Origin of the sequence: Algoriphagus mannitolivorans DSM 15301 (assembly GCF_000429425.1) — a bacterium.
Taxonomy (GTDB): Bacteria; Bacteroidota; Bacteroidia; order Cytophagales; family Cyclobacteriaceae; genus Algoriphagus; species Algoriphagus mannitolivorans.
Window position 1 is genome coordinate 281,104 of record NZ_AUBV01000005.1, and the last position, 25,678, is coordinate 306,781.

Here is a 25,678-nt window from a genome sequence, read left to right on the forward strand (position 1 = left end):
CAAAAAAATTGATTTTTGATGATTATGAAGAGTTTAGGGGTAGTACTGATGCTGCAATTTTGCAGTCTGTGGACTTTCGCTCAGCAGAAAGAAAAGTATCAGGGAAATTATCGATGGAATCAGTTTCAGGGGATAGCAGAGTTTGGGTATATTCCAGTGGGATCCGACTCCATGGTGCTGGATGGGGATTTTGAATTTTTGTCCCAAAGTGAGCCAGATTCCAGAATTTTTGAAAAAAACAGGGTAAAAGGCACTTATTCCAAAAACATCAAGACAGGCCGCTGGTCCTATCGCCATGAAAATTACCAGGTATTGGTGGAAGATGTGCTGGATTTCAAACTGGACGCCAAGCTGAAAGGCACTCAAATCAACCTAGAAGCAGGCTACAAAAACGGGGTTCCGGACGGGAAATGGATGTTTGAGGAGATTTTTTTCAATGGACAAAGTAAGGAAACCCGAACCTATACCGATGAATTGCTATTCAAAGAAGGAGTGCTTTCCGAGAAGCTTGAAATCCGGTTTAGAGACCAAGAAAGGTCCCAATTCATTCGTGGTAAATTTCTGCCCGGAGGGGTTATGGACGGGGAATGGGTGCTGGTTTATGCCCAGGATGAGCGATTGATCAGTGAAGTCAGGAATTACAAAAACGGCTTTCTTTTAGGGCTTGTCAAAAGAGACTTGATCTCTGACCGTGTATTGGAAGAAGTGATTTTCTTTGAGACACTCGAAAAGCTTAAGCAGATTGAATCAGGGAGCAATTCCGGATTTCGCGTGGCTGATCAAGTTTTTGGTCTGGAGTATTCCGATGGATTTTTGGGCAATTCCTCCAAAGCCAAAGCCCAAGAAGCAGCCAATGCCTTCATGAGCCAGTTTATACAAAATCTTCTTCGGTACGAAAATGCTTACCTGACGGAAAAAGGGCAGTTGGTTCGAGTTCCGATCCACACCCGAAGAATGGTGTATGAGTTTACCCGACCTCAGCAGCGTTTGATAGAGATTCTGCCTAATTTCTATCAAGAACTGAAAAGCAATGCCGGAAAGTACCTCAGAGATGAGTCCTTTGAGCTCAATCAAAACTCCTCGGCTGCCATGGCCCGAGCTTTTGCGGTTTACCGAACGCTCTACCAAAAACTGGAAAGTCTGGAGGAACTTATTCAGCTGCTGAGAACAAAGAATATTCAGTTTCACGACATCTCCCAGATTCTCCCAAATCATCCCGAGCTATTCCAGTCTGAGGTTCCATTCACGTTTTCTTTTGCCCAGACTGCGCAGCAGGATCGCTTGGAATTTCAACTGAAGGATTTTGAAACTGGCTTTTTCGTAGGCTTGGAAAGCTATCTCCGGCAGATCGGTCAGGCCCTTCAAAAGGAGCAGAAAATTGTGGATGAATCTCTATTTGTGATTCGTCAGGATTTCGAGCTTCAGGATATCGAAAAGCAGATTGCCCAAAGAACGGCATCTGTTGAAGCCCTTTATCTGGAGAATTCGGAGAATGAATACCTGCTAGCCGTCAGAAAGCAGGTGTTGGAAGGATTTGTGGGACAGTTGAAAAGTAAGTTTTCTGGAGAAAATCGCTTCGAGGTAAAAAAAGACATCGGACAGCGAATCCTTAGTCAATACACTGAGCTGGAGTCTGCTTTCACGGAGCTTTTGGAGATGGATACCTATCCCAAGCAAGTAGATGAGGCATACATGGAAGAGGTATTTAATCCTTTTACCTACAGCAGATATGATCAGCGGATCAAACCCAAGCTTTACGATAGCTATGAAGAACTTGTAGCCTATTACAAATCCCAATTGAAGGCTGCTGAGACCGGAAATGAGGTAAGACGATGGATTCGGAAAATTCGGGTGGCCTCCCTCAGGCTCCTGGAACTCAAGGATCAAGACACCAAAAAACTGGAGAGAAGTCTCAACAAGCGAAATCAGATCAGCAAAATCGAATCACTTCTAGGGCTATGAATCTCATGAAACAGCAAATTTCACGGGCATTCCTACTCGGATGGATGCTGATCGGTATTTCTTCCACGATTAGCTTGGCTCAGGAGCCTGCCGTGACCCAAGCCACGGGACTTCCGGCTACCACTGAAGTGTGGAACGGACTTTATCTCAAACTCCGACTTTCGGATAAATGGTGGTGGTATCAGGAAAACCATTATCGGCGAAGAAGCAGTCTGGACAACCGGAAGGATTTTGTGGGCAGAATGGGGCAGGTTTACAATAGATTCGGGATGACTTACCTTTTTACCGATAATTTTGAGGTGACTTTTGGCCCAACTTTGGTCTATAATTATACTCCCGAACCGGGAAATCCAGACTATGAAAAAGTGGTGCTGGAGTCCAGGCTTTGGCACCAATGGCTTTTTACCCAAGGGGTGGGCAGGGTAAAGGTCTTGCATCAATTCCGCTTCGAACACCGGTTTAAGCGAACCAATGACATCGGCGCGGACTACCAGTACACTGACCGATTTCGGTATAAGTTTACGGCTTATGTCCCGCTCAATACCCCTAAAATGCAGAACAAGACCTTGTTTATAGCTCCCTCCAATGAGATCTTCATGGAGACGGGAAAAAGCAAGCTGAACATCTTCGAAGAAAACCGCCTTTATACCGCGATAGGATATACTTACAACAACTTCATGTTTTTCGGGGGGCATATGTGGACCTATGGTCCTACCAGCACCTTGGGAGTTTACCGCAACCGGCATATTCTCAGGTTCAATGTGATGTACACCGTGGATTTTCGGGGAAAGCGTAAACCCTTGACCCGTGATTTTCAATTTTGATACCTAGTAATGAAAAGATTTCTATGGTTGGGGATAGTCTTTACCCTCAATATTTCGCTTGCAAAAGCTCAATACAAGAATCAGTGGACGATTTCACAGGGATATGAGATCCGGACGAATCCTTCCTTTTTTGGGATGAATGTGGGGGCAGAATATTTCCCAGCCCATTATTTTTCCATTCGGCCGAGCTATGTGGTTTACCTTCCTTCCTTGGGGAAAGCCTCCGGTGCAAACCTGGACTTTCGATATTTTCTGACTGAAAAAAAGACCCAATGGTATGCCACAGCCGGGTATGGATATTACCAGAGAAAATTCGAAGGCAATACTCAGCCTATACTCCGGCAAAGCTATTTCCACCTCGGAACAGGGCTAAATCTTAAGCTGATGGACCAGATCGGCCTCAACCCCGAAATCCAATCCCAGCTAGGCTCGAATACCTCCTGGGTCTTTAAAGTGGGCTTGGTGTATTTTGTGAATTAAGCAGTTTGGGGGTAGTTGTTTGCCTTGATCTATCCGATTAAAAGGGTACAAGGGAGGCTTAGGCGATGTATAATAAGTTTTTTCTATGCTGTAGTTCCTGACCTGAACCCTTGAATATAGTGTTTTAGCATGCTAGCCTGTGTAGGAGTGACATCTGCTGGTTTTACAGACTTCAAGAATTTCTCTAATCCAATTTCCTCAATCAATGCTCCAAAGGAGGAGTTAAGAAATGAGGAGGAGGGTGCTGGTACTCCTAAAAATGAAACTTGGACTTGTTCGCCTTTAGACAATTGCCTTTTCAACTCTGAATAAAAGGTATATCCAGAGGAGTTGGTGTAAGTGTCTGAAACTATGTCTATTAATCGGATTAACATAATGTTGCAAATTTAAGGGCTAATTCTCCCAATCCAAAAAATCTTGACTTTCAAGACGTTCTAAATTATTGATATCAATGGAAATTTCAATAACCGTTCCAATAAAATCTTCTATCGGATTTTGAATGAAATGAGTTTCACCAGCCCGCGAGATCATTTTAATTTGATCCGAATATAGTCGCCATTCTCCTCTATTTGCCTCCATAAAAGAATTAATAGTATCCAATCCCCTCCCCGCGTTGTAAGGCATGGATTTGGTGGTGCTATTTAACCTTAAAGCCCATTTTACAGCTTCTACTTGATCCAATGATTTATGGCCTTTTTCATTAAGAAATTTATTTACAGTCCTTGGTATCCCATTTCCCAAGTCAGATACTGCAAATTTGATTTTATTCAAGTTGGGGTAAAATTGGCTAAAGACATATGAGTCTATAGGAGATTTAGAATGATCATACACGTTATTTACCAATTCTGATATTGTAATGTTGAGCATCCCTAAATCTTTTCCTGGACATAAGACTTGAAAATAATCCTGAGTTCTTTGAATGTAATACACCATGGTTTCGCGATTCACTCTTCTTAGAGGCATTGCCGTAAAACTTGGTATTTCAATAATTTCTCTCGGCTCCTGGTAATTTTTGGAACAAAATTCAAAGAGCCCGACTGCTTCCAAATAATCCTTGACAGCCGAATTATTTACTGTGAGTGTTACGGTTGTTCCATGATTTAAACTGTAAATAATATACTCTGCCAAGACCACCACATCCAAAGGGTAAAGAAAAGTCAGATACAAATATATGTTTGCATAATCATCCTTTTTCCCATGCAAAATATAATAGAAAAGTTTTGCGTAGTCTTCCTGATCTTTGATTAGGATATCCATAAAAAAGCAACTTTACCTGAATGAAAAACTAAATTTAAGCTAAAGCTACTTTAGAATAAAACCAGAAAAAACATCAATTCTCTTCCAAATCCCGAAAGAAAAATTTGGAGCCACTCAGGTCAATGATTATCTCCGCCTTCCTGAGTGTCCTCACTCACGAAAGGGATCTTCCGCCGATTTGAATTTTTTGAATCAGAAATAAGTTTTGAGATTCAAAAGAAAGGGAAAGTATGGAAATCGGAATAGATAGTTTTGCAGCATTTGTAACCGACGAAGAGGGAAATCCGGTCGGTACAGCTGGACAGGCAATGGAAGAATTGCTCCAGCGGATCAAATTGGCAGATGAAAAGGGATTGGACATTTTTTCCATCGGCGAACACCATCGGAAGGAATTTTTGGATTCCGCGAATACGGTGATTTTGGCAGCGGCAGCAGGAATGACGCAACGAATTAAGCTGAGTAGTGCAGTTACCGTGCTGAGTGCAGCAGATCCAGTTAGGATTTTCCAACAATTTGCAACCTTGGATTTGGTATCCGGAGGAAGGGCAGAAATGGTGGTAGGTAGGGGTTCATTTACCGAAGCCTTTCCGCTTTTCGGTTTAAACCTACAGGATTACGATAAACTCTTTGCGGAAAAGCTTGGCTTACTCCTACAGATTCGGGAACAGGAAGAGGTGACTTGGTCCGGGAAGTTTAGACCTGCGCTGGTTAATCAGGCCATTTATCCAAGACCTATTCAGGAGAAGCTTCCCATTTGGTTGGGAGTAGGAGGTACTCCAGGGTCTTTTGCCAGAGCTGGAGCTTTAGGGCTTCCTTTGATGGTTGCCGTAATTGGTGGAGAGACGCATCGATTTCGACCTTTGGTGGACCTCTATCGGGAATCAGGGGACAAAGCTGGTTTTCCTCAGAATCAATTAAAAGTAGGGCTTCATTCTCTGGGTTATGTGGGAGATTCCCATCACAAAGCGGTGGAAGAGTATTACCCCGGATATGCCCAAACTTTCACCCGAATAGGAAGAGAGCGGGGATGGCCACCGGTAACCAAACAGCATTTTGATGCCCAAAATTCCAATTGGGGAGCCTATCTAGTCGGGGATGCTGAGGAAGTGGCAGAAAAAATCCTCCGACACAGCGAATCCTTGGGCGGAATAGATCGGTTTACCTTTCAGATGGATAATGCCGGCTTGAGTCACCAGCAACTCAGTGAATCCATCGCAAGAATCGGGGAGGAAGTGATTCCTTTGGTTAGGGGGTAAAAACATTAGAGGCCAAGTACGACGCTTGGCTTCTATTTTGCAAAGAGAGGGATTCAAAAAGCCTTCCTTTAGTTGAGTGAAAATAATTTTCAGTCTATAATTTTTTTGTTTTCCTTTCGAATGGGATCTATCAGATTTTGGTGTCTTTTTAATTCTAATACTTATTCTTCCCCACTAAAATCAAAAGCATTTTCACTTGATTCAGGAATAAAAGACTAGCAAAAAAATATCATTGTTGTTAATAATACTCCTTGATGTAGGCATAAGCCCGATCAAAAAGGACTTGATCTTTATGTAATTGATATTTCAAAAGTGCTTTTCTTAAGGATTTTTGGACCTCTCGCTCTCCTCCAGTAGTTTTTTGCCAACCGGGAAAACTTACCACTCTCACAATTTGATCGATGTCATTGACGATCCGTTCGACCACCGCAGGTGTCTCATCTGTTTTCAGCTCTAGGAATAATTCGGTTAAGGCTGCCTTTGGAGTTTTTTCTAGTATTTCCTCTGCCAATTCCTTTTCTGCTTGAACGGTCTCCTTGGCAATTTTGCAAAGTTCTTTGACGAATTCAATGGAGGTAATTAATCCTTTCTCAGCTCTGTCTCGTAGCTCTTCGAGTAACTCACTGAGTTTTTTAAATTTTGGATTTCCCTCATGTTTCTTAAAACGCTTTACCAGAATTTTTTCCAATTTCTTGGCATTCTTGGGATCGGGATTGTTAAAAATGTCCTCGATCACGTCGGCATCCAGGATAAATTCTTCCAAATGGTGAATCTCACCTACGTGGATATTTTCATGAATTAGTTTAATAGTTTGGGCGCCAAGTGTAATCCAAAGCAACTTACCGATCGTGTCCGAAGCAGGTCTGACAGACTCAAAAACCTGAGAGAGCCATTTATAATCCTGTTGGTAGAGGTTGAGAATAGTATCCGGTGACAGGGATTCCCAAAGCTTGGATAAAAACTTAAAATCCTTGGCAAAAGCATCCTTTTTCTCATCAGTTTTGATGGCATTTTGGGCCATTTCCAATCCTTCAAATCCCGTCACTGTACGATCTACTCCGGAGAAATGGGCCAGAGTTTCTGCCATGGCTTGAGGTAGTTTTTCCCGAAGCTCAGAAAGATTAGTGATGATCTGGAGTACTGATTTTTCGTCAAATTCCAATGCCTTCGCTGTATCATCAAAGACGCCGAAGTAATCCACAATTCTACCAAAATGCTTTTGAGGGAAAAGTCGGTTTGTTCGACATATTGCCTGTAAAAGGGGATGGTCTTTTAGCGACTTGTCCAAATACATGGTTTGAAGTATCGGGGCATCAAATCCGGTCAGGAGTTTGGCGGTAACAATCAAAAACTTCAAATCTGAAATTGGATCATTGTACTCATCGACAATCCGCTCTTGCTGTGATTTGTCCACCGCCCATTTCTGCTTAAAGTCATACTCATCATTGGCTGAAGTGGATATCACTACTCTACTCGCTTCCTCCGGAAAGTACTTATCCAATTCTTCTTTGTACTGGATACAGGCGTAGCGATCTGGAGTTACAATCATGGCTTTAAACCCATGGGGATCAACTTTTTCATTGAAATGGACAGCAATATCTCTTACAATTTTCTCGACTCGCTCCGGTGATTTCAGAAACGCAGCCATCTTCGCCGATTTCTTATTCAAAGCATCAGCTTCCTCATCAGTCAGTGCAGCCTCCTCTTTAAAGTTTTCGAAAAGCTTATCAATGGTTTCCTTATCTACATGCACATCAACGAGTCTTGGCTCAAAATGTAAGGGTAGTGTTGCCCCGTCACGAATTGAATCCTGAAATGTGTATCGAGACAAATAGCCACCTTCATCCTCCTCAGACCCAAAAGCCCAAAAGGTATTTTTATCTGCCTTGTTTACTGGAGTGCCTGTTAATCCAAATAGAAAAGCATTTGGTAAGGCTGCTCTCATTTGCCTTCCTAAATCCCCTTCCTGTGTACGATGGGCTTCATCTACCAAAACGATGATGTTGTCTCTGACATTCATGTTTGGCTTTGCATCTCTGAATTTATGAATCATCGAAATGATGATCTTTCGGGTGTCTTGCTCTAACAATTTTTGAAGATCCCGAATACTGTCCGTGGGTTCTACATTTGGAATATCCGCCGCATTGAAAGTACCGGAGATTTGGGTATCCAAATCGGTGCGGTCCACCAATACAATGACTGTTGGACTTTTCAGTTCGGGTAGTCTTCGCAGCTTCTGAGCTACAAAAACCATCAAAAGTGATTTTCCGGAACCTTGAAAATGCCAAATCAATCCTTTCTTGATCCGACCTTCTTTTACCCGCTCCACAATTTTGTTTGCACCCTCATACTGCTGAAATCGAGGGATTACTTTCATCCGCTGTTTCTTCTTATTGGTGCTGAACAACGAGAAATTCTGAAGGATATCCAGCAACCGTTTGGGGTAGAGCAAATCACCCATCTCTTTCCCGATTTCACCTAGCCCAAGTCTTTTTGCCAGGGCTTCATCTTCATCCTCCAACCTCCAAGGTGCCCAAAAATCCAAGGGGCACCGAATTCCTCCATAGAACAGTTCTTTGCCTTCCGTGGCAAAGGAAAGGATATTGGGCACAAAAAGCTGGGGAATAGAGTTCTCATATACCTGATGAATTTCGGCAGCCCCATCCAACCAACTTACTCCCGGACGGGTCGGTGTTTTTGCTTCACCCACTACCACCGGAATCCCATTGATAAATAGGACTATATCGGGGATTTTGGTCTCCCGATGATGAACCCGAAACTGATTCGTAAGGCTATACCGGTTATTTGTCAGATCCTCAAAGTCAATCAATCGGATGGGTACATGTCGGTTGTTATACCCAAAAGGCATCGTCTTATCCCCAGTCATCCACTTGAAAAACTCCTCATTGGCCTTGACCAACCCCACTTGCTGAACCGAAATCAAAATGGCCCGAAGCTTATAGATCACCTCATCTGCAAAATTTGGATGGATCTGAATCGCAGGATTCAGGCGAATCAAAGCATCTTTTAGCTCAGATTCTATCAGAACTTCATTAACCGAACGGTTTAGATCTGACGCAGATATAAACTGCCACTCCGAACCGTACTTGGATTTGGATTCCGCAAAGTCTCCCGAATTAAGGTTGACTCCGGTAAGCTCGCGGATGATAAAGTGCTCGACGCTGTTGAGTTCGTTAAATCCCATGGGCAACAGTGCTTAGTTTGTCGATAATAAGCTTAAAACGTTCTTCTTGATGTTCATAAAAAAGATTACCGATAATGGCTTCCTGAAAAGTTCTATTTTCTAAAATCTGAGCTGCACATTCCCCAAGATATTGCCTTACAACCTTATCTGAATACAGGATCTGTTCACTAATATCGGTAACATGATTAAAAAGATAGACAATATCTTCAAAATCATGACTCGCAAAAACGTCTTTTACACCTCGATCAAAAAAAGCATCAAACTTGGTTGCCAAAAAATACGGCAAGGGCAAGATTCGAATAGCTATTTCCTCCAATTCTTTGGAAATAGCCTGATCCAAACCCTGTTCAAACCATCGATTTCCCGGAGCCCAGCCAATAGGAACCGTAGCCATCACATCTACCAAAATATCCTCGTATCGAAAGCGACATACCACAGAATCCATAGCCGACTGCACAAAGCCTTTCTCCTCCAGCAATTGCCGGATATTTTCCAATTCACTTAGACTGGCAATCTTCATAGTCAGATCCAGGTCTTTGGTCGGCCTGACGTCATCTGCTGCGGGATCATCTACATACAGGCTCACCACGGCCCCGCCTACATACACTACCTGTTCATTGAGCTCACCCAGCGCCAAGGCAATTTTTTTGGTAACCAGACGGTTGATTCGTGTGTTCTTCAGCATATTCTTTTCCTCAGTTCCTCGGCTGCCAGATTGCGCTCTCTAGCCCGGCCAATTCGCAAGGCATCAATCAGGGCCAAGACCTCATACAACTCCGGATCTCTGAGGGCTGCATCCACGGCCTTGGGGTAAAGCGGAGCAATCCCATGACCTCTGACCTTCCCCAATGCCGAAGGCCATACATAAGGCTCCTCACTAGCGATCAAGTCAGAAAGCGGGGCTGCACTATGCGCGGTAGGCACGCCTGCTACCACGGGACCGGGCTGCTGAGGAAATGCATAGCGAATCCCAAACTTCAGAAAGTCGAAGAACCCCAGCCGCATTACCTGATGACCAGCTCCAAAAAGCAAACCTGCATAGGTGGACCTTGCGATCGATTTACTGATCTCGGACTGGCTTAGGAACAAGTCTTGGGCAAGGGCGACTTGAGTCATCGGGGCTTTTACCAAACACAGCTTGGCCAAAACCACCACATCCAAGGGACTCATCACTGATTGAACGAATTTCATGTTCTTATTATTCCATATTCGAATATGTAATAATCGGGGATAACTGACTCAAAAACAAATATATAATGGATTTTATTCCAAATCGGAATATGGAATATTACTTACTTTCCTAAAGCTCCTTTTGATCAGGATCAGTTTTAGAATCGGTTGTCTCAAAAATCAAATTAATGAACTTGACGATCATTTCGATATGCATTTTGTATAGGGTTCCACCAAATGCATGTTTTTCCGGATGGGCTTTTTCATTCCTGTATTCCAGAACCTTATCGAAAGTATATCTAAAGATTTCAAGATTGAGTCTTTTCATTAATTCATTATGCAATGTCCCCAAGTTCTTTGGCTGGTCTTTCTTACCAGCTTTTCCTCTCTTGAGCAACTCAATCCCTAATTCCTTACATCGAAGCTTAACAGCCATTTCATGTATTCCCAATACTTTCCGAAATGCTTCATCATACATAGGAGTATAAAAAAAGGAGTGAGCCATGAGGTATTCAGCAGTCTTGAAACTTTCTTTCACATCTCGTGGTACGCTTTGGCCAAAGTTCCCTTTTACTAAATAAGCATTAATAAACTCTTCTTTGGAGCGAATCCCCTCGAAGAAAAGTATTGGATCTGGCTCAAAATAGGATTGCGCACTCATCGAAGTTCTACAAGAAGTTCACCCGCTATTCTAATGGCCTCCTCCGGGAATTCATTATTGAAATGAATCTCATTCTGGTATAGCGGCCATTTTCCAGTATGGGTTCGGATTTGGAATACCAACTCAGCTTCTATTGCCTCGAAGAATAGCCTACTTTCCTTGGCAGGGGTATCAGCTAGAATGGGAAACACAAAAACATGCACATCCACCTTTTCCAGCTTCTTCCATTTATATCCATGGTATCCGTTTTTACCTGAAGCCCGAAATCCTTGTTTCAATCTAGTGATCAAGGATTGAGAGGCATAGCCCACATACAGCAAATCATTTTTCGACTGAATAACATAGATTTTGGGTTGTTTAGACCGAATTAGATCCTCTGATTCCGATGAGTCAAAACAGTCCAAACCATAGGAAATCCTACCAGCATCTTCTCTGGTATACAATGAAAATCGACAATGTGACAAATGATCACTCATAAAGTTTCCCTGGGAATCACAATTCCAAAGGCTTTGGAAAATTCAGCCTTTAGCTCTGAAACAACTTTCAATGTCGAATTCTTATCAAAAAAATCTTTCAATGGATAAGAAATCGCAGCCCAGTTACCTTCTACGACCAATTCCCTTAGTGGCATGGTATCTATCCGGTCTTTGAGGATAAAATGTAGGGGGGCCTCATTGTCATTCTTACTGAAGGTGAAAAAGAGCTTACTTTCTGAACTGGCTACAGGTACAAACTGATCCACGTCTATTTTGCTAATTTTGGCGGATTTGTCCACATCAAAATACCCGGAATCTGCCATATGGATGATTTGCAAATAGTACTTATCAACACCAATTTTCTGTTCTAAGGACTTAAACTGCGAAAAATACATAGGCAACCAATCCCAACTCCAACTCTTCAAACTTAGGGTTTTTGCATTGGTTGCAGGATTACTAAAATGGCCGTACCACTTTCCTTCTGAAGTGCTAAACTGTTTAAAAATAAAGTCTACTGTATCTAATAGTCTTCTTTGATAAACTGCTAAAAGCCGGTAAGCCAGGCGTACATCCTGAAGGGATCGTTCAAATTCTGCTTGTGTTATTTTGTCCATGTCTTTAAAATTTGGAGACTTTGAGGTATGAAGTTGATTTTTGATGGGGGGAAAAATCGGTCAAAACCATCGGAGGTAGAAAAACCATACATAGAAAAGCAAAGAATCAAATCGTCTAAGATTCTAAGGATGGAATGGTTCGTATTCAAAAGGTTAGCCCCATATTCAAGATTGATTTTCACCTCCTTGATTGCTTGGAGTAGCTGACTCCAATCACTTTTATAAATCAGATAAGATCTGCCTGATACCTCCAAAGTGGAAGGGGTTAACTCATGAATCCCTCCCAATGCGATATATATCAAATCTTTTCCCTCTTCCCCATATTCATTTTGATAGGCTTGAATTTGATTTCTCCATTGACCAGAATATTGCTGATATCGATCGTATCGTTTAGCTTCAATTATCACATCAGTTTTGGGCGTGCGAATAAAAATATCCGGTTCAACCTTGATGGAATTAGATGTTTCGGAAGGGTCCCAATTGGGCCAAAACTCCATGTTTTCCATTTGATAAAGGTCCAATCCGGGAATTTTGCGATATAATGCATGATTTATGACATGATGAAGAAGTTCCTTGGGGAGGTACCTTAGCCGTTCGAAAACAGCCGCAGTCAACGAGTCTTCATTTCCCCGGAATAGGGCTCTTGGAATTTTATTGTGATGGATAGCGTGGAGCATGAAAAACTTTCGATTTAAAATTCTGTATAAAGAGTCAATTCCTCATCTGCTTTAGAGAATAATAGAGTAACAAGGGATAAAAAGTCCTCCTTCTTCCGAAATCCAAAAGAGTTTTCATTTACCATAAAAGGTTTCTTTTCATTCGAGTAAACAAGAGCAACAATTGGTTTATCTATATTATAAATTATGTAATAATCAGCTTTACATTCTTTCCAATTTTTATTCAACTCCCTGCCCCATTTAGCAGCCCACTTAAGTCTTGCGTCTATCCATTCCTCAGATTCAATTATTTGTTCAGGTTGAAAATTTGAAAATGGCCTTGTCGCCTTCTTAGGATCGCTAATGAATGTTGAACCTGAAAACAAGATTGATTCCCTAACCTGAGTTATAACAAATTTTACTTCTCCTAAAATTTCAGTAATTTGATTAATCATGAGTTCCTTTCCATTGGATGAAAATGGAATAAATGCTAAATCCGGCTGCCAAGTAACTCCAGTTCTATCCATCCTGATCCCTGAAAAAAATCCTCCAACTCCTTGGGAAATGATATCTTCTTGGAAACAAAATGACTGAGTCACTGCAATTATTGAAGCCAAAATTTGGTCATCATTCCAATCGTTTTTTGTGAATTGAGAAAATGCAGATTGTGTTTGATCCTTAAATCTTTGATGAATTGTACCCGAATGCACAACCTCATTTGGTGAATGTTCAATAAATGAAGGATACCCATTACAGTGACAAGAAATCAGAACGGGCTCTTCATTCTCTATAAATCCGATGATTACTCCTGCCTTTTTTCCGAAAAATGAATATTTGATTTCCTGCCTTAAATCAAATTCGGCTTGGAATGCTATAGCTTTTTTGAGCGATTCAATTCCATCATATGCATCCCGGACCTTGCCAGAGATAGCGACGATAATCTTGTCCTTTAAATCATAGAGTTTAAGCCACTTTTCTGAAACTGTTTTGCCTTCCTCATAAATTTGATCCTCTCCAAATGACGTCTGATTTCTAAAGGTTTTTTTATTTCCATCATCATTGGGATGCTCAAGGGTAATCACACTGTCCCCGACCAAAAAAACAGAGGAGTAATTTTTCCAACCTAAAATGTATGTCATATTGTGACTATTAGTGTGTCTCCTGGTCTTCAATTTTCCCCCAGAATCAAAACCCTAGAATTGTCTTTTGCTTAATTCAATATCTTACTTCCTCCCTCACATACTTTCTAAAATTAAAACCAGTACCCCCGGATTTTACATCTACCAAATACCTGGAGTTCTGATCTGCCGAAATCTCTAAATCCACCGCATTTTTATCTTCTCGTATTCTAAATGTGCTCGCCAAGTCCCTTACAAAGCCTTTGGGCAAACTGATCCAATGAAAATGATCCGTGTCAGCTAGCAACAAATGAACATCGTCGGCAAATTTGGACACATGGATATTCGCCCACCAAACCTTTTTTTTAGCCTTATTGATACTTGCATAGCTCGTATTGAGGGAATTCAAATTCCCATTATACTGAGTATTTATACGATCAATAAGCTGCTTCTTGTTCATTGGCCTGTCTAGGATTAACCTCCATTAATTATCAATTTTCAATGAGATAACTGGCAGTCCTTGCGTCATACTTAGCCAGAGGTTATCCATATACTTTTTCTCCTCATATGCCCATTCTGCTTCATTTGCGAAAAGCTCTTTGGTAAGAGGTGGTGTCATAGTTAGACTTTCCAAAAAGTCTTTCACAAAAAGCGCTCTCTCTGCCTCTTCTGAAATGAGTTTTACTTTGAGTTCTTCTGAGTCTAAAAATAGATCGTTAATAAGATTGACTAATCTCATCAGATTGCGATTTACCATTCCTCCAATACCGCCTAAATAGCTATTGGAGTCCTTATGCGTGGTGAAATTTCGAATGTTTCTTAAATGATGAATCGTTTCCTTTAGCTGTGTCAGCGGCTCCCCTTTGCAGACTTCATTGATAAGGTGATTGAAACTCTTTTCTCTTGGTTTTGAGTCAGGTGTTTTTAATGCGATACCAGATTCCTTTGCCTTCAATTTGATCGACATTTCCAAAAGTCGAAGCCCTTTATTCAGTGCTTCATCCATTAGTGGCCAGTGATAATAGGAATAGACTTGCTGGAATTCGATAGTTTTGAAGTCGTCTACAATATCTTTTGGAACATGTTTGTGAAAAATACCCTTTACCACATTCTTATGAATATGTTCTTCCAAAGAGTTGGTATTGAAAATCACCCAACGCTCATCAATTGCCAAGTATTCAATGTTTTGGTCAGTTTCCATTAAAAAATCTGATTGATAAGGGATTTTTGGAGGAAGTTAGATCTAATAAGCAAGTCTGAAACTTTACTCATACTATCTTCAATTGTCTGCAGTTTAAGAACTATCTCATTTTGTTTTTCTTTTGGTAATACTGGCACTATAATACTTTTAATAGTTTCGGTATTAATATTATAATTTCCAGCAGTAGAAGTTGCGTGTCTTCTGAAATATCTTCTAGCAGTTCGTGTTTGTAAGAAACGAACTAGAAACTCTGGATTAATTAGATTTTTATCGACTGATATTTTAATTAAATAAGATGCAAATGCATGACCCTCATTAATATTGTACAGTGCTGTTTTACCAGTATATTCTGGATTCCCGTTTGTTCTAACTATAACAATATCTCCATTTGTTAATTTGCATGACTCCAATTCTTTACCTTCTAATTCAGCGTAATTCAGATTATTCAAAGACAATCTTTCATCGACAACGTTTGGGATTCCCAGTACCGGGACACCTTTCATTTCGGTATTTCCCTTTCTTGAAGTTCCATATTTGATATCAGTCAATACCTGTCCAAGTTTAATAAATTGAATATCTATATTGACATCTTCCTTTAATCTTGAATTGTATAATAGGGCATTTGTATTTCCCTTTTTTAGAAATTCGTTTTCCCTTGTGCTTGCATAAAAAGCATCTAATGACTTTTGCGATTTCAGATTTGTATCAATCACCTCATCCATCGCCCAAAGCAATTCCGCCAAGCGGGCTTGTTCGGATTTGGGAGGAAGGAGGAATTCGTAATTGGCTAGGTCTCGCCATTTCACACGTTGAGACATTGTTCCGGCTGCATTTTCATTCGCATAATCCCATAAGGCATTTGAATTAATGACAAAGGCCATAAAGCCAGGAACTACTTTCTCGAGATTCTCTCTTAGTACAAAAGCATCCCCAGAACAACAGCCGTCAAAATCAACCAAGGAAGATCTTCTTAAATAGGCATTTCTCCTTGCAAAAAGAATATCACCTGCTTTGAAAGCCTTGGTAGATGAAGTCAAGTTTTCTGTGGACCCCCAATTTTTAATCCTGATATCTCCAGAAATAAAATGTTCTAATCCCACAAATCGGTCATATTCAGATTGACTCGGATTATCAACTCGTTTTGAAATATCATCCAAAACATCTCCCAATTTTGTTGGGGTCCAATTGGACATATTGATGTTTAATGCTCTTTCATTCATAACCTCTTTAACCATTTGCTAAGGTTTTAAAAAGTTCATCCATGGAGTGTTTCAATTTTAATGAGCTCTGTTCCCATCCATCAAGCAGATAATCAAATGATTCTACTTCTTTGAGGGCTTGCTTTACAAATAACTGCACACTTAATCTAGTATTGACATCTTCAAGAATATCTTCAATTGCAACTACTGCTGAAAAGGCCTCTTCATTTTCAAAATTCATATAGGAATTATGAATTCGCTCAATATGAGGCGGGTCTAAGTAGCTCATTGTTTTTTCATTTCGGATCTCATTGACTGCTTGGATGAATAATACTTTTCCTTTCCTCTCAGGCTTTTTTTGATTATTCGTAATCATCAGACAGGAGGTCATAGAAGAGTTGTAGAATAGGTTAGGTCCAAGACTTATCACACATTCTAATAAGTCTTGCTCAACCATTTTTCTTCTCATATCGCTTTCAGAATCTCTAAACAAAACTCCATGAGGCCAAAGTGTTATTGATCGACCGTTATGGTCATCTAAGCTCTTTTGGATATGTTGCTGAAAGGCATAATCCGCACAGCCCTGAGGAGGGGTACCCCAGATATTTCGGCCAAAGGGATCGTTTTCGAAGCTTTTTCGGTCCCAAGCCTTAATCGAGTAAGGCGGATTCGCTAGTATGACATTGAACTTCTTGAGTTCGTCCTGTTCCAAAAATGCCGGTTGGGCCAAGGTATCTCCCCGCACGATGCTAAACTCCTCGATCCCGTGCATGAACATGTTCATCCTAGCTATAGCTGAAGTGATCAGATTGATCTCCTGCCCGTAAAGCCTGAGCGTTCTGTATTCTTTTCCTTCTTCCTTGAGATGGAGGGCACAGTTGAGCAAGAGTCCACCCGAACCGCAAGTCGGGTCATAGACTGATTCTCCTGGTTGCGGGTCCATGATCATAGTCATCAGTTTGACTACGGTACGGTTGGTATAAAACTCCGCAGCCGTATGCCCACTGTCATCGGCAAATTCCTTGATCAGGTATTCGTAGGCATTTCCCAATTTGTCATCTGCTACATTCTTCAGATTGAGTTTGACTTGAGAAAAATGTTCAATCAGGTTGTTCAGTGTCGCATCGGATAGTCTATCCTTATTCGTCCAGCTTGCATCCCCAAAGATCCCATAGAGCGTATCTGGATTGGCCTTTTCGATTTCCCGCATAGCCTCTTGAAGTGCCATTCCTACATTTGTGGTGGTTTCCCTTACCCTATTCCAATGGGCCTGTTCGGGTACCTGAAAATGGTGGTGTTCTGCAAAAGAAGCATACTCCATATCCCCATCACTTTCCTCCAAAGCTCTTTCAAACTCTTCGTCATAAACATCACAGATCCGCTTAAAGAAAAGCAGAGGGAAAATGTACTGCTTGTAATCTCCGGCATCGATGGTCCCCCGGAGGATTTTTGCCGCACCCCAAAGGTATTTTTCGAGTTCTTGTTGGGTCATATAGCAGTTAAGTTATCTACCTCAGCAATGATTTCATTCGCAGAGATTTCTTTACCCTCAACTAATTTTAAGACTGCACAGTGTACATATTCTGCTCTTTTTGAAAGAAAATTTGAGTAATCGGCTTTTATTTTTTCTTTCCTTTCCTCAGCATTCAAACCTGCATAACCACCTTTTTTCAATTCAGCTATAGGAATTAAATGAGATATCAATCTAGAATTGACTTCACTTTCGGTTGTCCATGAATATCTTTCTTTTAGGTAGCTGTAAGGCTCTTTATTACTTATGGATAGATTTGTTTTATCAGTTATGAGGGAGCAATTAAGAGCAACATAACTTTCCATTTCGGTTTCTTTTAGAAGATCATCTGGAAATACATGATGGTAATGCCGTTTACCTTCAACAAGCTGAGCTCTGGTCAATGGAGTACCGTCAGCAAAATCTAAAGCTCCAAGTTTACTAAATACGGCCATTATTGCTCTCGCTCGAATATTTTCTCTTTTGGGCCAACCCACTTGCAATAATTCTTCCCGAGTTTCAATCTGATACTTTTGCCTATTAAGAACTGGGACATCTAATTCCGAATAGAGTTCTCCATTTTCTTTTTTTGCCCCGGTAATAATGTTTTTCAGAAAAGTAAAATCGCTGTAAGCATGGGTTGCAGCAGAATTCTCATATCTATCAGTAAAGAAACTAGACCAAAGATATTTCTTAAGAAGTAGTTCAAATTTGCCCCTTGCATCAAGAGTTTCTGGAATGTAAGAATAGAGAGTTGCAATTACAGCAAGAACTGCATTGGTGGGAAGACGACCCTGATCATAAACCCCTTGTCTCTCTAAGAAGTCCGCCATCTTGCCTAAGCCCTTTTCCATTGTGTCCCAGTTTTCAATCATCTTGTCCTTTTTCATATCCCACATTCCACGTTGATTTGGGAGTTTGTCCTGCAAAAGGGCTGAAGTGGAAAGGATTAAATAAGAAAGCTCAAAATAATGCTTGACACTGGGGAATTTTGCATTCAAATGCTTCTCATACTCATCTAAAGAAACACCTTTTACTCCTTCTATTTCTGCCCGAATGATATCATATTGCGAAAGAGGCTTGCTGTTGGTATTCATGTTTATGAAAACCTGTAAGGCAGTGTCTTTTGGGGTAGAAAGGGGTAAAGAAAGATATGGTAGGTTGTAATGCTTTATGATTTCCCTTTTGTCTCGAATAAAGACAATGATTTCATCTTTCTTTGCATTCCAATCTGTTAATTTCTTGAATGCATTCGGATCATCCGGGGAAGGAAATTCATGAGAAATTGCGGACTTTACCCATATCTCAATTTTATCACTTATATCTTTCGGTGAGAATAGATCAAGTGGAATATACCCTCGGTTTAATGACTCTTTGGGATCATCTGCCCATAGTGGTCTTTTGCTGCCTTCTTTAAACCACCGTGGTTGGCAAATCACTTCAAAATAATGGGTAAACTCTTTTCCTTCAGGGTTTGATAGAGTCTGATCAAATTGTGAATTATATACAAAATAGGTTTCCCATTGATAGTTATTATGTAAAGCCCTCCAAAATGCCGTTAGCCTTTGCTGGCCATCCAAAAGGTGTTCATTTACTTTATTTTCTAAATCGGGAGCTGTTTCAAGAGGTCTAGATACAAAGGGCTCATCGGATTTTTCTACATCTAAAAGAAGTGTAATTCCTAAAGGAAGGTTATGAATAATTGTATTCATTAGGCTTTTTACCCTACCCTTATCCCAAGCCTCAGGCCTTTGGAACCTGGGGAGTCTAATTTCACTTCTTTCAATCTTATCGAACCATTCCTTCATGCTTCGATTATTTGCCTTACTAGAGGGAGTACTCATAAAAATTTAGATAAAATAGTTTTAAATCTTTCTTCTGCTTTTTGACTTTCCTCCCAAGCTTTTTTCAAGTCCGCTAGTGCTTCCTCTACAGAAGGGAGATTGTCTTCAATGACCTTTTCTACATAGAGAGGAATATTGAGGTTATAGTCATTTTCTTCGATATCGTCTAAAGAGGCAACTTTCACATAGTTCTGAACATCCTGAAATTGGGTATACCAGTCAAAGAGCTGTTTGACATGTTCGGGTTCGAGGAAGTTTTGAGCCCTTCCCACTCGTACCTGCTCTGATCCATCTATAAAAAGGACTTTTCCTTTTCTGTCTTGGGATTTGTTTTGTTTGAATACCAGTACACAAGCGGCAAGTTGAGTTCCATAAAAAATATTGGAACCAAGGCCGATTACTGCCTCCAAAAGATCTTGTTTCAACAACTCTTCTCGGATTTTACCCTCAGCCCCTTTCCTAAACAAAGCTCCATGGGGAAGAACAACGGTCATCCTTCCGGTGCTATTCATGGATTTGATCATGTGTTGAACCCAGGCCATATCGGCATTTCCCTTGGGAGGAACGCCAGCAATGTTTCGACCATAGGGGTCATTGATCCAGTTTTCATAGCCCCAATCACTTAAAGAGAAGGGTGGATTGGCAATAACACAATCAAAGGTTTTTAAACCGTCAGCTGAGAAAAAAGCAGGATTTCGAAGAGTATCTCCCCGGACAATCTCAAAGTCCTCAATGCCATGGAGAAACATATTCATCCGAGCAATCGAACTAGAAGTCAGATTTTTTTCCTGACCAAACAGGCTTAGAGTACGGTAATCTTCTCCCACTTCCTTAAGATGGTCTACACATTCCAAAAGCATTCCCCCAGTTCCACAAGCAGGATCATAAATGCTTTCTCCCTCATGCGGATCGAGAATCAAACCCAAAAGATGAACCACCGATCTTGGGGTATAAAATTCCCCAGCTTTCTTATTGGTCAAATCGGCGAAGTGTTTGATTAGGTATTCATAAGCCTGTCCCAAAATATCTGGTTCAACCAGAGAGTTGGAAAGGGTATACTGGGAGAAGTGCTCAATCAGATCAATCAGGAGTCGATTAGAGAGTTTGTTTTTATTACTCCATTGCGCATCTCCAAAGATTCCATAAAGGAGGCCTTGATTAGCTTGTTCGATTCCACGAAAGGCTATTTCTATTGCTTGGCCAACATTGGTTGTAGTTTCTCTGACATCCTTCCAATGACATCCTTCTGGTATTTCAAATCGGTGAAGTTCTGGTAAGGATGCATATTCCATATCTCCTCCCGATTCCTCCAATGCCTCTTGATATTCCTCATCGTAAACATCAGACAAACGCTTAAAGAAAAGCAAAGGAAAGATATAGACCTTAAAATCCGAAGCATCCACGGGACCTTTCAGTATCCAGGCTGCCTTGGACAGGTATTGTTCGAGTTGGGAGAGCGTAAGTTTTTTAATACTCATTTAAATTTATTTAATCACTTTGAAACCAAGTCTTTTCACAAGAACTGGATGGTTTTTTTTAAGGAATTCATCTATATCTCTAGGATCTTTGTACGCTATAATTTTTTTGAGATAGGCCATATCAATTAAAGATGATTCAAAGAAATCTATTGATTTGGTATATCCAGAAATCAATTTGGCTCCTGTCAATTTTTTGAATTCAGTGAGTTTTGATTCTGATCCAAGTAGGGTTCTACAGCTGCCAAAATGGATTATGCGATCCTGAAATGAATCGCCAGCTAATTCGGAAAGTTGGTCAAGGGTTAAAATCTCTGAATGGTCGAGTTCAATCTTTTTGGTTTCTCCATGAAAAGCTAAGTATACCACCGAATATTTTTCATATTCCTTTTTCCGGATTGCCATAAGGTATTTCCTCAAGGAATCACTAGAGTTTACTTTCCTATAGATGTATTGAATCCCGAATGCTTCATCGAGGTATTTTAAGTAGGATTCCACTGAGTACTTGGGTTTTAAGGACTTTTCCCATTCCCCTTCGAGACAAAAAATTTTTAAGGCCATGATAAAATAATTTCAGGGTTGAAAATAAAGATTTAAGTCAAAACTGAAAACTATATTTATTTAGAATTTTTTAGTCTTTTTTTCATTTCTCGATACCCCTCCTTCCCATAAATCCTTTCAAAATAGCTGTCATCTTCTAAAGAAATATGATCATCATTTTCCGGTGCTTGGAAAGCATTGATAAAGGCTCTTAAAAGGTTCTTGTCTTCTTCTGGATCAGGAGAGTTTGATGGTTTCTTTTTCATGTCAATTCTGGGTTTTCGTTGTTTTCTCCCATTTCCTTTATCCTTCTATCACGGTCTTCCTTTACCCATCTCCAATACCAACCCCCAGTGACCTCAATCCGATAACCTCTATCATACCAGTCGTCATAATTGTACTGCCAAATATGGTCCATGGTACACCAAAGGATAAAACCCGGATCCTTGGCAGCATCCCCAAATGATCCTTTCTCGATGATAGCTTTAACCTCCTCAAATTGGGAAGGAGTAGGGCCTTTCTCGTAAAGTTGAAAGAGCCACTCCCAAAATTCATCCTCGGTTAAATCATGAGTATACTGATCCATCCAGAGAAGTATTGAACCCAAGTTGGTGTTGAAAAGGGGCTTGCCATTAAAGAATTTAAGTTTGGAAATTTCCATTCGATCTAATTTTTATTTTATCATTCCAATCCATTTCCTGCCTATTTCCGATTTCTGAAACAATTCAAAAGCTTTATTCAAAGGATAAATCCGAACTCCGCTCAGCATTTTGGGTTGATCCGTTTGACAGAATAAAATCAGGTCTGTTTGATGGTCTTGGTCATATTTTTTCAATCGATCAATTTTCCAAGCCGGTTCCCAAGAGTAGGATACCTGTGCCAAAATAGTTTTTCCTTCCTTGGACAACCCAAAAATGTCAACGTCTTTCATTGTTCTTCCAATAGGGGCCAAAAGCGCTTCAAGTTTGGGAAGAAGGGGATCCAATCCCATTCTTAGAAATTCTTGGCAAAGCACTTCTTGGAGGTCTGGGGTAAGGTCTGAAAGGGTTACTGATTCATTGATGTTTTGAACAAGGTTTTTAACGCGGGTTTCAACTTTTGACCAAACACAGATCGTCCCTTGGCGAGGTTGGACTGAGGTAAGGGAAAGTGCTTCAGCTGGGCTCAAGACTTGAAAATCATTTATTTTAAGTGCTTTCAGAGCAGCCTTTCTTCCCTCAAGACCATTTTTGTTGCCCCATTTGCCAAAAAGAATTTCGATGGGAGTATTCGGTTCTATTTTGCCAATTTTATATTGATTCTGGGATTCGTATACGCAAAAAACAAATCCTCCATCTCGGGATAAGTTCTGAAGTGCATTCATCCCCTTTAAAGCACTCCCAGAATAGTCTTTAGGATTCAGACTTTGGCAATCTTCCTCGTCGTCCCAACCTGATTTTGAAGTCGGGTAATGGATGGCCAAGTAATTATTTTCCCACAAAAACTGGTGGGTATTTAAATCAATATCGAGTGCTGAAGAATGTCTACAAAAGAAGGTTTTCATAAATTTATAGAAGTTTAGAATTAGTTATGTTTTTGGCTTTTTCTTTGACAATCTCCTTCAACCGTTCTGGATACTCCACTTTCACTTCATCTCCATGGGATAGAATCACTGAGATCAGCTCATAGTTGATTTTGACTCGAAGACTGATTTGGAGGATAGTCCCACCATTGATCAGAATTTGTTGGGTTGGATGTAGGGGCATGGACTGAATGTATCGGCCTTTGAACTCAGTGAAGGTCAGGATGACGGTTTCCACAGGTTCAGTAGGATCATTGATAATCCCGATGGTTTCCATAAATCTGGACTCCAAATCGGGAGCAGATGGGAGACTGACTTTTCCAAGAAGGCTCTCTAAGCTCTTAATCCGATCCAATCCAAAAAAGCGTAATTCATCTTTTTCATTCCAGGCCATGACATACCATCGATTCAGGTATTCTTTCAGGGCAATTGGTCTTAAAACCCGAGTTTCCAATTCCCATAGCCAATACTTTTCATAGATGATTTGGATTGCCTCCTGATTTTCTATGGCTTCCAAGATCGGTTTGAGGTATTCCGTTCCTCTGGCAGTCCTTGGTTCAAAAAAGACTTTTCCGGTTAATTTATGCGCTCTGCCAAATGCTTGGATAGTTTCAAAGGATTCCAACAATTCCAGATGGTTTTCAGAGCTTTCTTCATGATTCAATTGGTACTGAGCTGATTTGAAATCAAAAGAAATGATCAAGCCAAAAAGCTGCTCGATTTCTTTCAAATCCCGATTTAGTGTTCGCTTGGAGATGCTCAGGTTTAAATCCCCTGATTTTTTATCCAGATGACTTTCTAATTGGTTCCAATCAAAAGGTCCTTTTTTGGCCAGTTTGATGATTTCCAGTTGGCGATATAGAGAAGTTAATTTGCTCATAGCTGATTTGACAATTCAAATAAATACACACCCTGTGTCAAAATATGGCTTAGGGTAAGTAAATAAAAATATTTTTTTGCTATGCCTTCTTTTGGCTGAGGCTAAAAGGACTTTGGTGGCATGATTGAACAGGATCAATTTGTAATAGCCAGGAAGGCCCTTAAAAAACTCCATCCCAAATGGAGTCTGTTTATTGATGAAATGATGGATCTGCTTTTACCATTTTGGAAAGGAAGCCAATCCAAGGAGCGAGTGCATTTTATTCACCTGATAGGTTATGGAAAAAGGCAAAAAGCTCGGGAAATTCTGACTGACTTGATGGAGCTTTTGGACTGGCAGAGCGAGGCTGTTTTCCTTTGGAATAATTGGGATATCAATTCTCCTTCTGCCTTTAGTCAAGCTATCGGTTTACAAGGGTTATACCGCCAATTTCCCAAGGTGGTATTGACTGATTTTTTGACTGAGTTTTTTGCTCAAGCCTATTTTGAAGAAGACCAATGTGATGAATTCCTTCGTGTGAAAGATTTTCTCAGAACCCGGAAGCAGCTTGACTTTAAATCTGGATTAACCCCGCTGGATGCTAGGGGAGGATTAATCATCAGTTTTTTAGAATCATTCGGGGAAAGCGATTTTGTCCGAACTCGAGTGATGTTCCAGTTTCTAATGGAAAATCCGATTCCTTATCTGGAAGTACTTAGAAAAAGCTTTATTCCAGAAGATCTGAGTTTGATGATTAGGAAAGGATATGTTTTTAGAGAGGACTTGGTCTTTTTTTCCAAAGATGAGCCCAGGCATATCCAAATGGCTTTTGACTTGGTGAAAATCAAGACGGCGCTTGAAGAAAGAGGAACTGAAGTTTTAAAGACTGCCGTTCAGCTTAGCTTCAATGCAATGGACTATTTTATCTCTTATATTTTTTACCAAAAGCTAAGCGCCTTCCAGCTTAGACAAGCCGCCATGGATTTTTTTCTTCCAGTTTTAATGCGATATCCAACCCATTCTAAAAACATAAATCTCAACCCATCCCATATTTTGCTTGATTTTAAAGGCGGGTGGATATTTCATTCCATTACTGACTAAATTAAATGTTCTATGAAACGAAGATTATTCCTCAGAACCCTTCCCATTCTTGCATTATCGCCTTTAACCCTTTCTGAGAAGGGGTTTGCAGGCAGTTCTAATCCTCGTCATTTAATTGCCTTGGGGACAGCGGCAAGTAGGGTGGCAACTAAACACTGGGATAGCCTCAATTTTGATTCTTTGACTCTTATTGATAGCGAACCAATTAAGTCAATGAGGGAGGATTCAAAGTTTTTTGAATTTTCTTCCTCAGAATTGATCTATTCTGTTGTTGGAGATATCTGTATTCTTGAAAATGGGTATTTGCCTATTCTTCCCATTCCAAAAGAGATTAAAGATCATCTGAGATCATTGGATGGAGAATTGGTTTTTTATGCTGGATTAGGGAAGGAAATTGGTTCAGTTCTTTTTCAATCTCTCGGGGCACACTATAATAATCACAATCAATCCTTGGAATGGTTGGCTACTTTGCCTTTCAATTTTGAAGGCGCAAAAAAGGTTGAAAGAGCAAGAAGCGTATTGGCCGTTTTAGCAGAAAATGGGATAGAACCCAGCTATCTTTCATTGGAAGAATTACGACCCCAAATGGGTAATATACTTATCAGATTGGCTTTTGAAAAGGGGGATGAGTGGATTTTAGAGGCATTAAATAATCAAATATAAAGTGGGGTTTAGTTGGAAATAAAATTCCAAAAACTCAAATTGGATA

27 protein-coding genes are annotated in these 25,678 nt (G+C 40.5%); 6 read left to right on the forward strand and 21 right to left on the reverse strand.

Features of this window, described 5'->3' with window-relative positions:
* Positions 1-24 precede the first annotated feature (24 nt).
* Genes G458_RS0106070 through G458_RS0106080 form a run of 3 tightly spaced genes read left to right on the forward strand, consistent with a single transcriptional unit; the run spans position 25 to position 3,266 of the window.
* Positions 25-1,962, forward strand: coding sequence for a hypothetical protein (locus tag G458_RS0106070; RefSeq protein ID WP_157359711.1), 1,938 nt, complete (start codon positions 25-27; stop codon positions 1,960-1,962).
* Positions 1,963-1,967: 5 nt separating this feature from the next.
* On the forward strand, positions 1,968-2,786 hold the full coding sequence (locus G458_RS0106075) for a DUF2490 domain-containing protein (protein ID WP_026951116.1): 819 nt from the start codon (positions 1,968-1,970) through the stop codon (positions 2,784-2,786).
* A 9-nt stretch (positions 2,787-2,795) separates the two neighbouring features.
* Positions 2,796-3,266, forward strand: coding sequence for a hypothetical protein (locus tag G458_RS0106080; RefSeq protein WP_026951117.1), 471 nt, complete (start codon positions 2,796-2,798; stop codon positions 3,264-3,266).
* A gap of 83 nt (positions 3,267-3,349) precedes the next feature.
* On the opposite strand, the gene G458_RS0106085 is transcribed toward G458_RS0106080, so the two are convergent.
* Complete coding sequence (locus tag G458_RS0106085) at positions 3,350-3,640, reverse strand: STAS-like domain-containing protein (protein ID WP_026951118.1); 291 nt, start codon at positions 3,638-3,640, stop codon at positions 3,350-3,352.
* A gap of 19 nt (positions 3,641-3,659) precedes the next feature.
* Positions 3,660-4,523, reverse strand: coding sequence for a hypothetical protein (locus G458_RS0106090; RefSeq protein WP_026951119.1), 864 nt, complete (start codon positions 4,521-4,523; stop codon positions 3,660-3,662).
* A gap of 230 nt (positions 4,524-4,753) precedes the next feature.
* Here G458_RS0106090 and G458_RS0106095 point away from each other — a divergent pair, with 230 nt between their 5' ends.
* Positions 4,754-5,779, forward strand: coding sequence for an LLM class flavin-dependent oxidoreductase (locus G458_RS0106095; RefSeq protein WP_026951120.1), 1,026 nt, complete (start codon positions 4,754-4,756; stop codon positions 5,777-5,779).
* 238 nt (positions 5,780-6,017) lie between these two features.
* Here G458_RS0106095 and G458_RS0106100 read toward each other — a convergent pair whose 3' ends face one another.
* The 19 genes from G458_RS0106100 to G458_RS0106190 form a co-directional block, all read right to left on the reverse strand.
* Positions 6,018-8,984: a type I restriction endonuclease subunit R gene (locus tag G458_RS0106100; RefSeq protein WP_026951121.1), complete on the reverse strand. Its 2,967-nt coding sequence runs from the start codon at positions 8,982-8,984 to the stop codon at positions 6,018-6,020.
* The gene (locus tag G458_RS0106105) at positions 8,974-9,669 is read right to left on the reverse strand and encodes a nucleotidyl transferase AbiEii/AbiGii toxin family protein (RefSeq protein ID WP_245579234.1); all 696 of its coding nucleotides are present in this window, start codon (positions 9,667-9,669) and stop codon (positions 8,974-8,976) included. The genes G458_RS0106100 and G458_RS0106105 overlap by 11 nt, the downstream gene beginning before the upstream one ends.
* Entirely contained in the window at positions 9,663-10,175 is a 513-nt protein-coding gene (locus tag G458_RS0106110; protein ID WP_026951123.1) for a hypothetical protein, read from the reverse strand. Before G458_RS0106110 ends, G458_RS0106105 begins: the two co-directional genes overlap by 7 nt.
* 109 nt (positions 10,176-10,284) lie before the next feature.
* On the reverse strand, positions 10,285-10,815 hold the full coding sequence (locus G458_RS0106115) for a hypothetical protein (protein ID WP_026951124.1): 531 nt from the start codon (positions 10,813-10,815) through the stop codon (positions 10,285-10,287).
* Entirely contained in the window at positions 10,812-11,291 is a 480-nt protein-coding gene (locus G458_RS20275) for a hypothetical protein (RefSeq protein WP_051287064.1), read from the reverse strand. The genes G458_RS0106115 and G458_RS20275 overlap by 4 nt, the downstream gene beginning before the upstream one ends.
* On the reverse strand, positions 11,288-11,905 hold the full coding sequence (locus G458_RS21350) for a hypothetical protein (protein ID WP_051287066.1): 618 nt from the start codon (positions 11,903-11,905) through the stop codon (positions 11,288-11,290). Before G458_RS21350 ends, G458_RS20275 begins: the two co-directional genes overlap by 4 nt.
* The gene (locus tag G458_RS20285) at positions 11,893-12,582 is read right to left on the reverse strand and encodes a hypothetical protein (protein WP_051287068.1); all 690 of its coding nucleotides are present in this window, start codon (positions 12,580-12,582) and stop codon (positions 11,893-11,895) included. Before G458_RS20285 ends, G458_RS21350 begins: the two co-directional genes overlap by 13 nt.
* 14 nt (positions 12,583-12,596) lie before the next feature.
* Positions 12,597-13,700 carry a hypothetical protein gene (locus tag G458_RS0106135; protein WP_026951125.1) on the reverse strand — a complete coding sequence of 368 codons (1,104 nt, stop codon included), beginning with the start codon at positions 13,698-13,700 and terminating at the stop codon, positions 12,597-12,599.
* 76 nt (positions 13,701-13,776) lie between these two features.
* On the reverse strand, positions 13,777-14,139 hold the full coding sequence (locus G458_RS0106140; protein WP_026951126.1) for a hypothetical protein: 363 nt from the start codon (positions 14,137-14,139) through the stop codon (positions 13,777-13,779).
* A gap of 24 nt (positions 14,140-14,163) precedes the next feature.
* A complete protein-coding gene (locus G458_RS0106145; protein WP_157359712.1) occupies positions 14,164-14,853 on the reverse strand; it encodes a hypothetical protein in 690 nt (229 codons plus the stop codon).
* Between the two features lie 26 nt (positions 14,854-14,879).
* Positions 14,880-16,115 carry a restriction endonuclease subunit S gene (locus G458_RS21355; RefSeq protein WP_026951128.1) on the reverse strand — a complete coding sequence of 412 codons (1,236 nt, stop codon included), beginning with the start codon at positions 16,113-16,115 and terminating at the stop codon, positions 14,880-14,882.
* Complete coding sequence (locus tag G458_RS0106155) at positions 16,108-17,571, reverse strand: type I restriction-modification system subunit M (protein WP_026951129.1); 1,464 nt, start codon at positions 17,569-17,571, stop codon at positions 16,108-16,110. The genes G458_RS21355 and G458_RS0106155 overlap by 8 nt, the downstream gene beginning before the upstream one ends.
* A complete protein-coding gene (locus G458_RS0106160) occupies positions 17,568-19,397 on the reverse strand; it encodes a DUF262 domain-containing protein (protein WP_211234618.1) in 1,830 nt (609 codons plus the stop codon). The genes G458_RS0106155 and G458_RS0106160 overlap by 4 nt, the downstream gene beginning before the upstream one ends.
* 32 nt (positions 19,398-19,429) lie before the next feature.
* Complete coding sequence (locus G458_RS0106165) at positions 19,430-20,911, reverse strand: type I restriction-modification system subunit M (RefSeq protein WP_026951131.1); 1,482 nt, start codon at positions 20,909-20,911, stop codon at positions 19,430-19,432.
* A 6-nt stretch (positions 20,912-20,917) separates the two neighbouring features.
* Positions 20,918-21,469, reverse strand: a complete 552-nt coding sequence (locus G458_RS0106170; protein ID WP_026951132.1) for a DUF6642 family protein — start codon at positions 21,467-21,469, stop codon at positions 20,918-20,920.
* Positions 21,470-21,525: 56 nt separating this feature from the next.
* Positions 21,526-21,714, reverse strand: coding sequence for a hypothetical protein (locus G458_RS0106175; RefSeq protein ID WP_026951133.1), 189 nt, complete (start codon positions 21,712-21,714; stop codon positions 21,526-21,528).
* On the reverse strand, positions 21,711-22,109 hold the full coding sequence (locus tag G458_RS0106180; protein WP_026951134.1) for a hypothetical protein: 399 nt from the start codon (positions 22,107-22,109) through the stop codon (positions 21,711-21,713). Before G458_RS0106180 ends, G458_RS0106175 begins: the two co-directional genes overlap by 4 nt.
* A gap of 12 nt (positions 22,110-22,121) precedes the next feature.
* Positions 22,122-22,991, reverse strand: coding sequence for a hypothetical protein (locus tag G458_RS0106185; RefSeq protein WP_026951135.1), 870 nt, complete (start codon positions 22,989-22,991; stop codon positions 22,122-22,124).
* A gap of 4 nt (positions 22,992-22,995) precedes the next feature.
* A complete protein-coding gene (locus G458_RS0106190) occupies positions 22,996-23,889 on the reverse strand; it encodes a helix-turn-helix transcriptional regulator (protein ID WP_026951136.1) in 894 nt (297 codons plus the stop codon).
* 120 nt (positions 23,890-24,009) lie between these two features.
* Here G458_RS0106190 and G458_RS0106195 point away from each other — a divergent pair, with 120 nt between their 5' ends.
* Positions 24,010-24,969 carry a hypothetical protein gene (locus G458_RS0106195; protein ID WP_026951137.1) on the forward strand — a complete coding sequence of 320 codons (960 nt, stop codon included), beginning with the start codon at positions 24,010-24,012 and terminating at the stop codon, positions 24,967-24,969.
* A 12-nt stretch (positions 24,970-24,981) separates the two neighbouring features.
* Positions 24,982-25,632, forward strand: coding sequence for a hypothetical protein (locus tag G458_RS0106200; protein ID WP_026951138.1), 651 nt, complete (start codon positions 24,982-24,984; stop codon positions 25,630-25,632).
* Positions 25,633-25,678: the final 46 nt, after the last annotated feature.

Excerpts from the sequence above, each read along its gene's own strand:
- G458_RS0106070 (WP_157359711.1), top strand. The coding sequence starts at position 25 with ATGAAGAGTTTAGGGGTAGTACTGATGCTGCAATTTTGCAGTCTGTGG.
- G458_RS0106075 (WP_026951116.1), top strand. The coding sequence starts at position 1,968 with ATGAAACAGCAAATTTCACGGGCATTCCTACTCGGATGGATGCTGATC.
- G458_RS0106080 (WP_026951117.1), top strand. The coding sequence starts at position 2,796 with ATGAAAAGATTTCTATGGTTGGGGATAGTCTTTACCCTCAATATTTCG.
- G458_RS0106085 (WP_026951118.1), bottom strand. The coding sequence starts at position 3,640 with ATGTTAATCCGATTAATAGACATAGTTTCAGACACTTACACCAACTCC.
- G458_RS0106090 (WP_026951119.1), bottom strand. The coding sequence starts at position 4,523 with ATGGATATCCTAATCAAAGATCAGGAAGACTACGCAAAACTTTTCTAT.
- G458_RS0106095 (WP_026951120.1), top strand. The coding sequence starts at position 4,754 with ATGGAAATCGGAATAGATAGTTTTGCAGCATTTGTAACCGACGAAGAG.
- G458_RS0106100 (WP_026951121.1), bottom strand. The coding sequence starts at position 8,984 with ATGGGATTTAACGAACTCAACAGCGTCGAGCACTTTATCATCCGCGAG.
- G458_RS0106105 (WP_245579234.1), bottom strand. The coding sequence starts at position 9,669 with ATGCTGAAGAACACACGAATCAACCGTCTGGTTACCAAAAAAATTGCC.
- G458_RS0106110 (WP_026951123.1), bottom strand. The coding sequence starts at position 10,175 with ATGAAATTCGTTCAATCAGTGATGAGTCCCTTGGATGTGGTGGTTTTG.
- G458_RS0106115 (WP_026951124.1), bottom strand. The coding sequence starts at position 10,815 with ATGAGTGCGCAATCCTATTTTGAGCCAGATCCAATACTTTTCTTCGAG.
- G458_RS20275 (WP_051287064.1), bottom strand. The coding sequence starts at position 11,291 with ATGAGTGATCATTTGTCACATTGTCGATTTTCATTGTATACCAGAGAA.
- G458_RS21350 (WP_051287066.1), bottom strand. The coding sequence starts at position 11,905 with ATGGACAAAATAACACAAGCAGAATTTGAACGATCCCTTCAGGATGTA.
- G458_RS20285 (WP_051287068.1), bottom strand. The coding sequence starts at position 12,582 with ATGCTCCACGCTATCCATCACAATAAAATTCCAAGAGCCCTATTCCGG.
- G458_RS0106135 (WP_026951125.1), bottom strand. The coding sequence starts at position 13,700 with ATGACATACATTTTAGGTTGGAAAAATTACTCCTCTGTTTTTTTGGTC.
- G458_RS0106140 (WP_026951126.1), bottom strand. The coding sequence starts at position 14,139 with ATGAACAAGAAGCAGCTTATTGATCGTATAAATACTCAGTATAATGGG.
- G458_RS21355 (WP_026951128.1), bottom strand. The coding sequence starts at position 16,115 with ATGGTTAAAGAGGTTATGAATGAAAGAGCATTAAACATCAATATGTCC.
- G458_RS0106155 (WP_026951129.1), bottom strand. The coding sequence starts at position 17,571 with ATGACCCAACAAGAACTCGAAAAATACCTTTGGGGTGCGGCAAAAATC.
- G458_RS0106160 (WP_211234618.1), bottom strand. The coding sequence starts at position 19,397 with ATGAAGGAATGGTTCGATAAGATTGAAAGAAGTGAAATTAGACTCCCC.
- G458_RS0106165 (WP_026951131.1), bottom strand. The coding sequence starts at position 20,911 with ATGAGTATTAAAAAACTTACGCTCTCCCAACTCGAACAATACCTGTCC.
- G458_RS0106170 (WP_026951132.1), bottom strand. The coding sequence starts at position 21,469 with ATGGCCTTAAAAATTTTTTGTCTCGAAGGGGAATGGGAAAAGTCCTTA.
- G458_RS0106175 (WP_026951133.1), bottom strand. The coding sequence starts at position 21,714 with ATGAAAAAGAAACCATCAAACTCTCCTGATCCAGAAGAAGACAAGAAC.
- G458_RS0106180 (WP_026951134.1), bottom strand. The coding sequence starts at position 22,109 with ATGGAAATTTCCAAACTTAAATTCTTTAATGGCAAGCCCCTTTTCAAC.
- G458_RS0106185 (WP_026951135.1), bottom strand. The coding sequence starts at position 22,991 with ATGAAAACCTTCTTTTGTAGACATTCTTCAGCACTCGATATTGATTTA.
- G458_RS0106190 (WP_026951136.1), bottom strand. The coding sequence starts at position 23,889 with ATGAGCAAATTAACTTCTCTATATCGCCAACTGGAAATCATCAAACTG.
- G458_RS0106195 (WP_026951137.1), top strand. The coding sequence starts at position 24,010 with ATGATTGAACAGGATCAATTTGTAATAGCCAGGAAGGCCCTTAAAAAA.
- G458_RS0106200 (WP_026951138.1), top strand. The coding sequence starts at position 24,982 with ATGAAACGAAGATTATTCCTCAGAACCCTTCCCATTCTTGCATTATCG.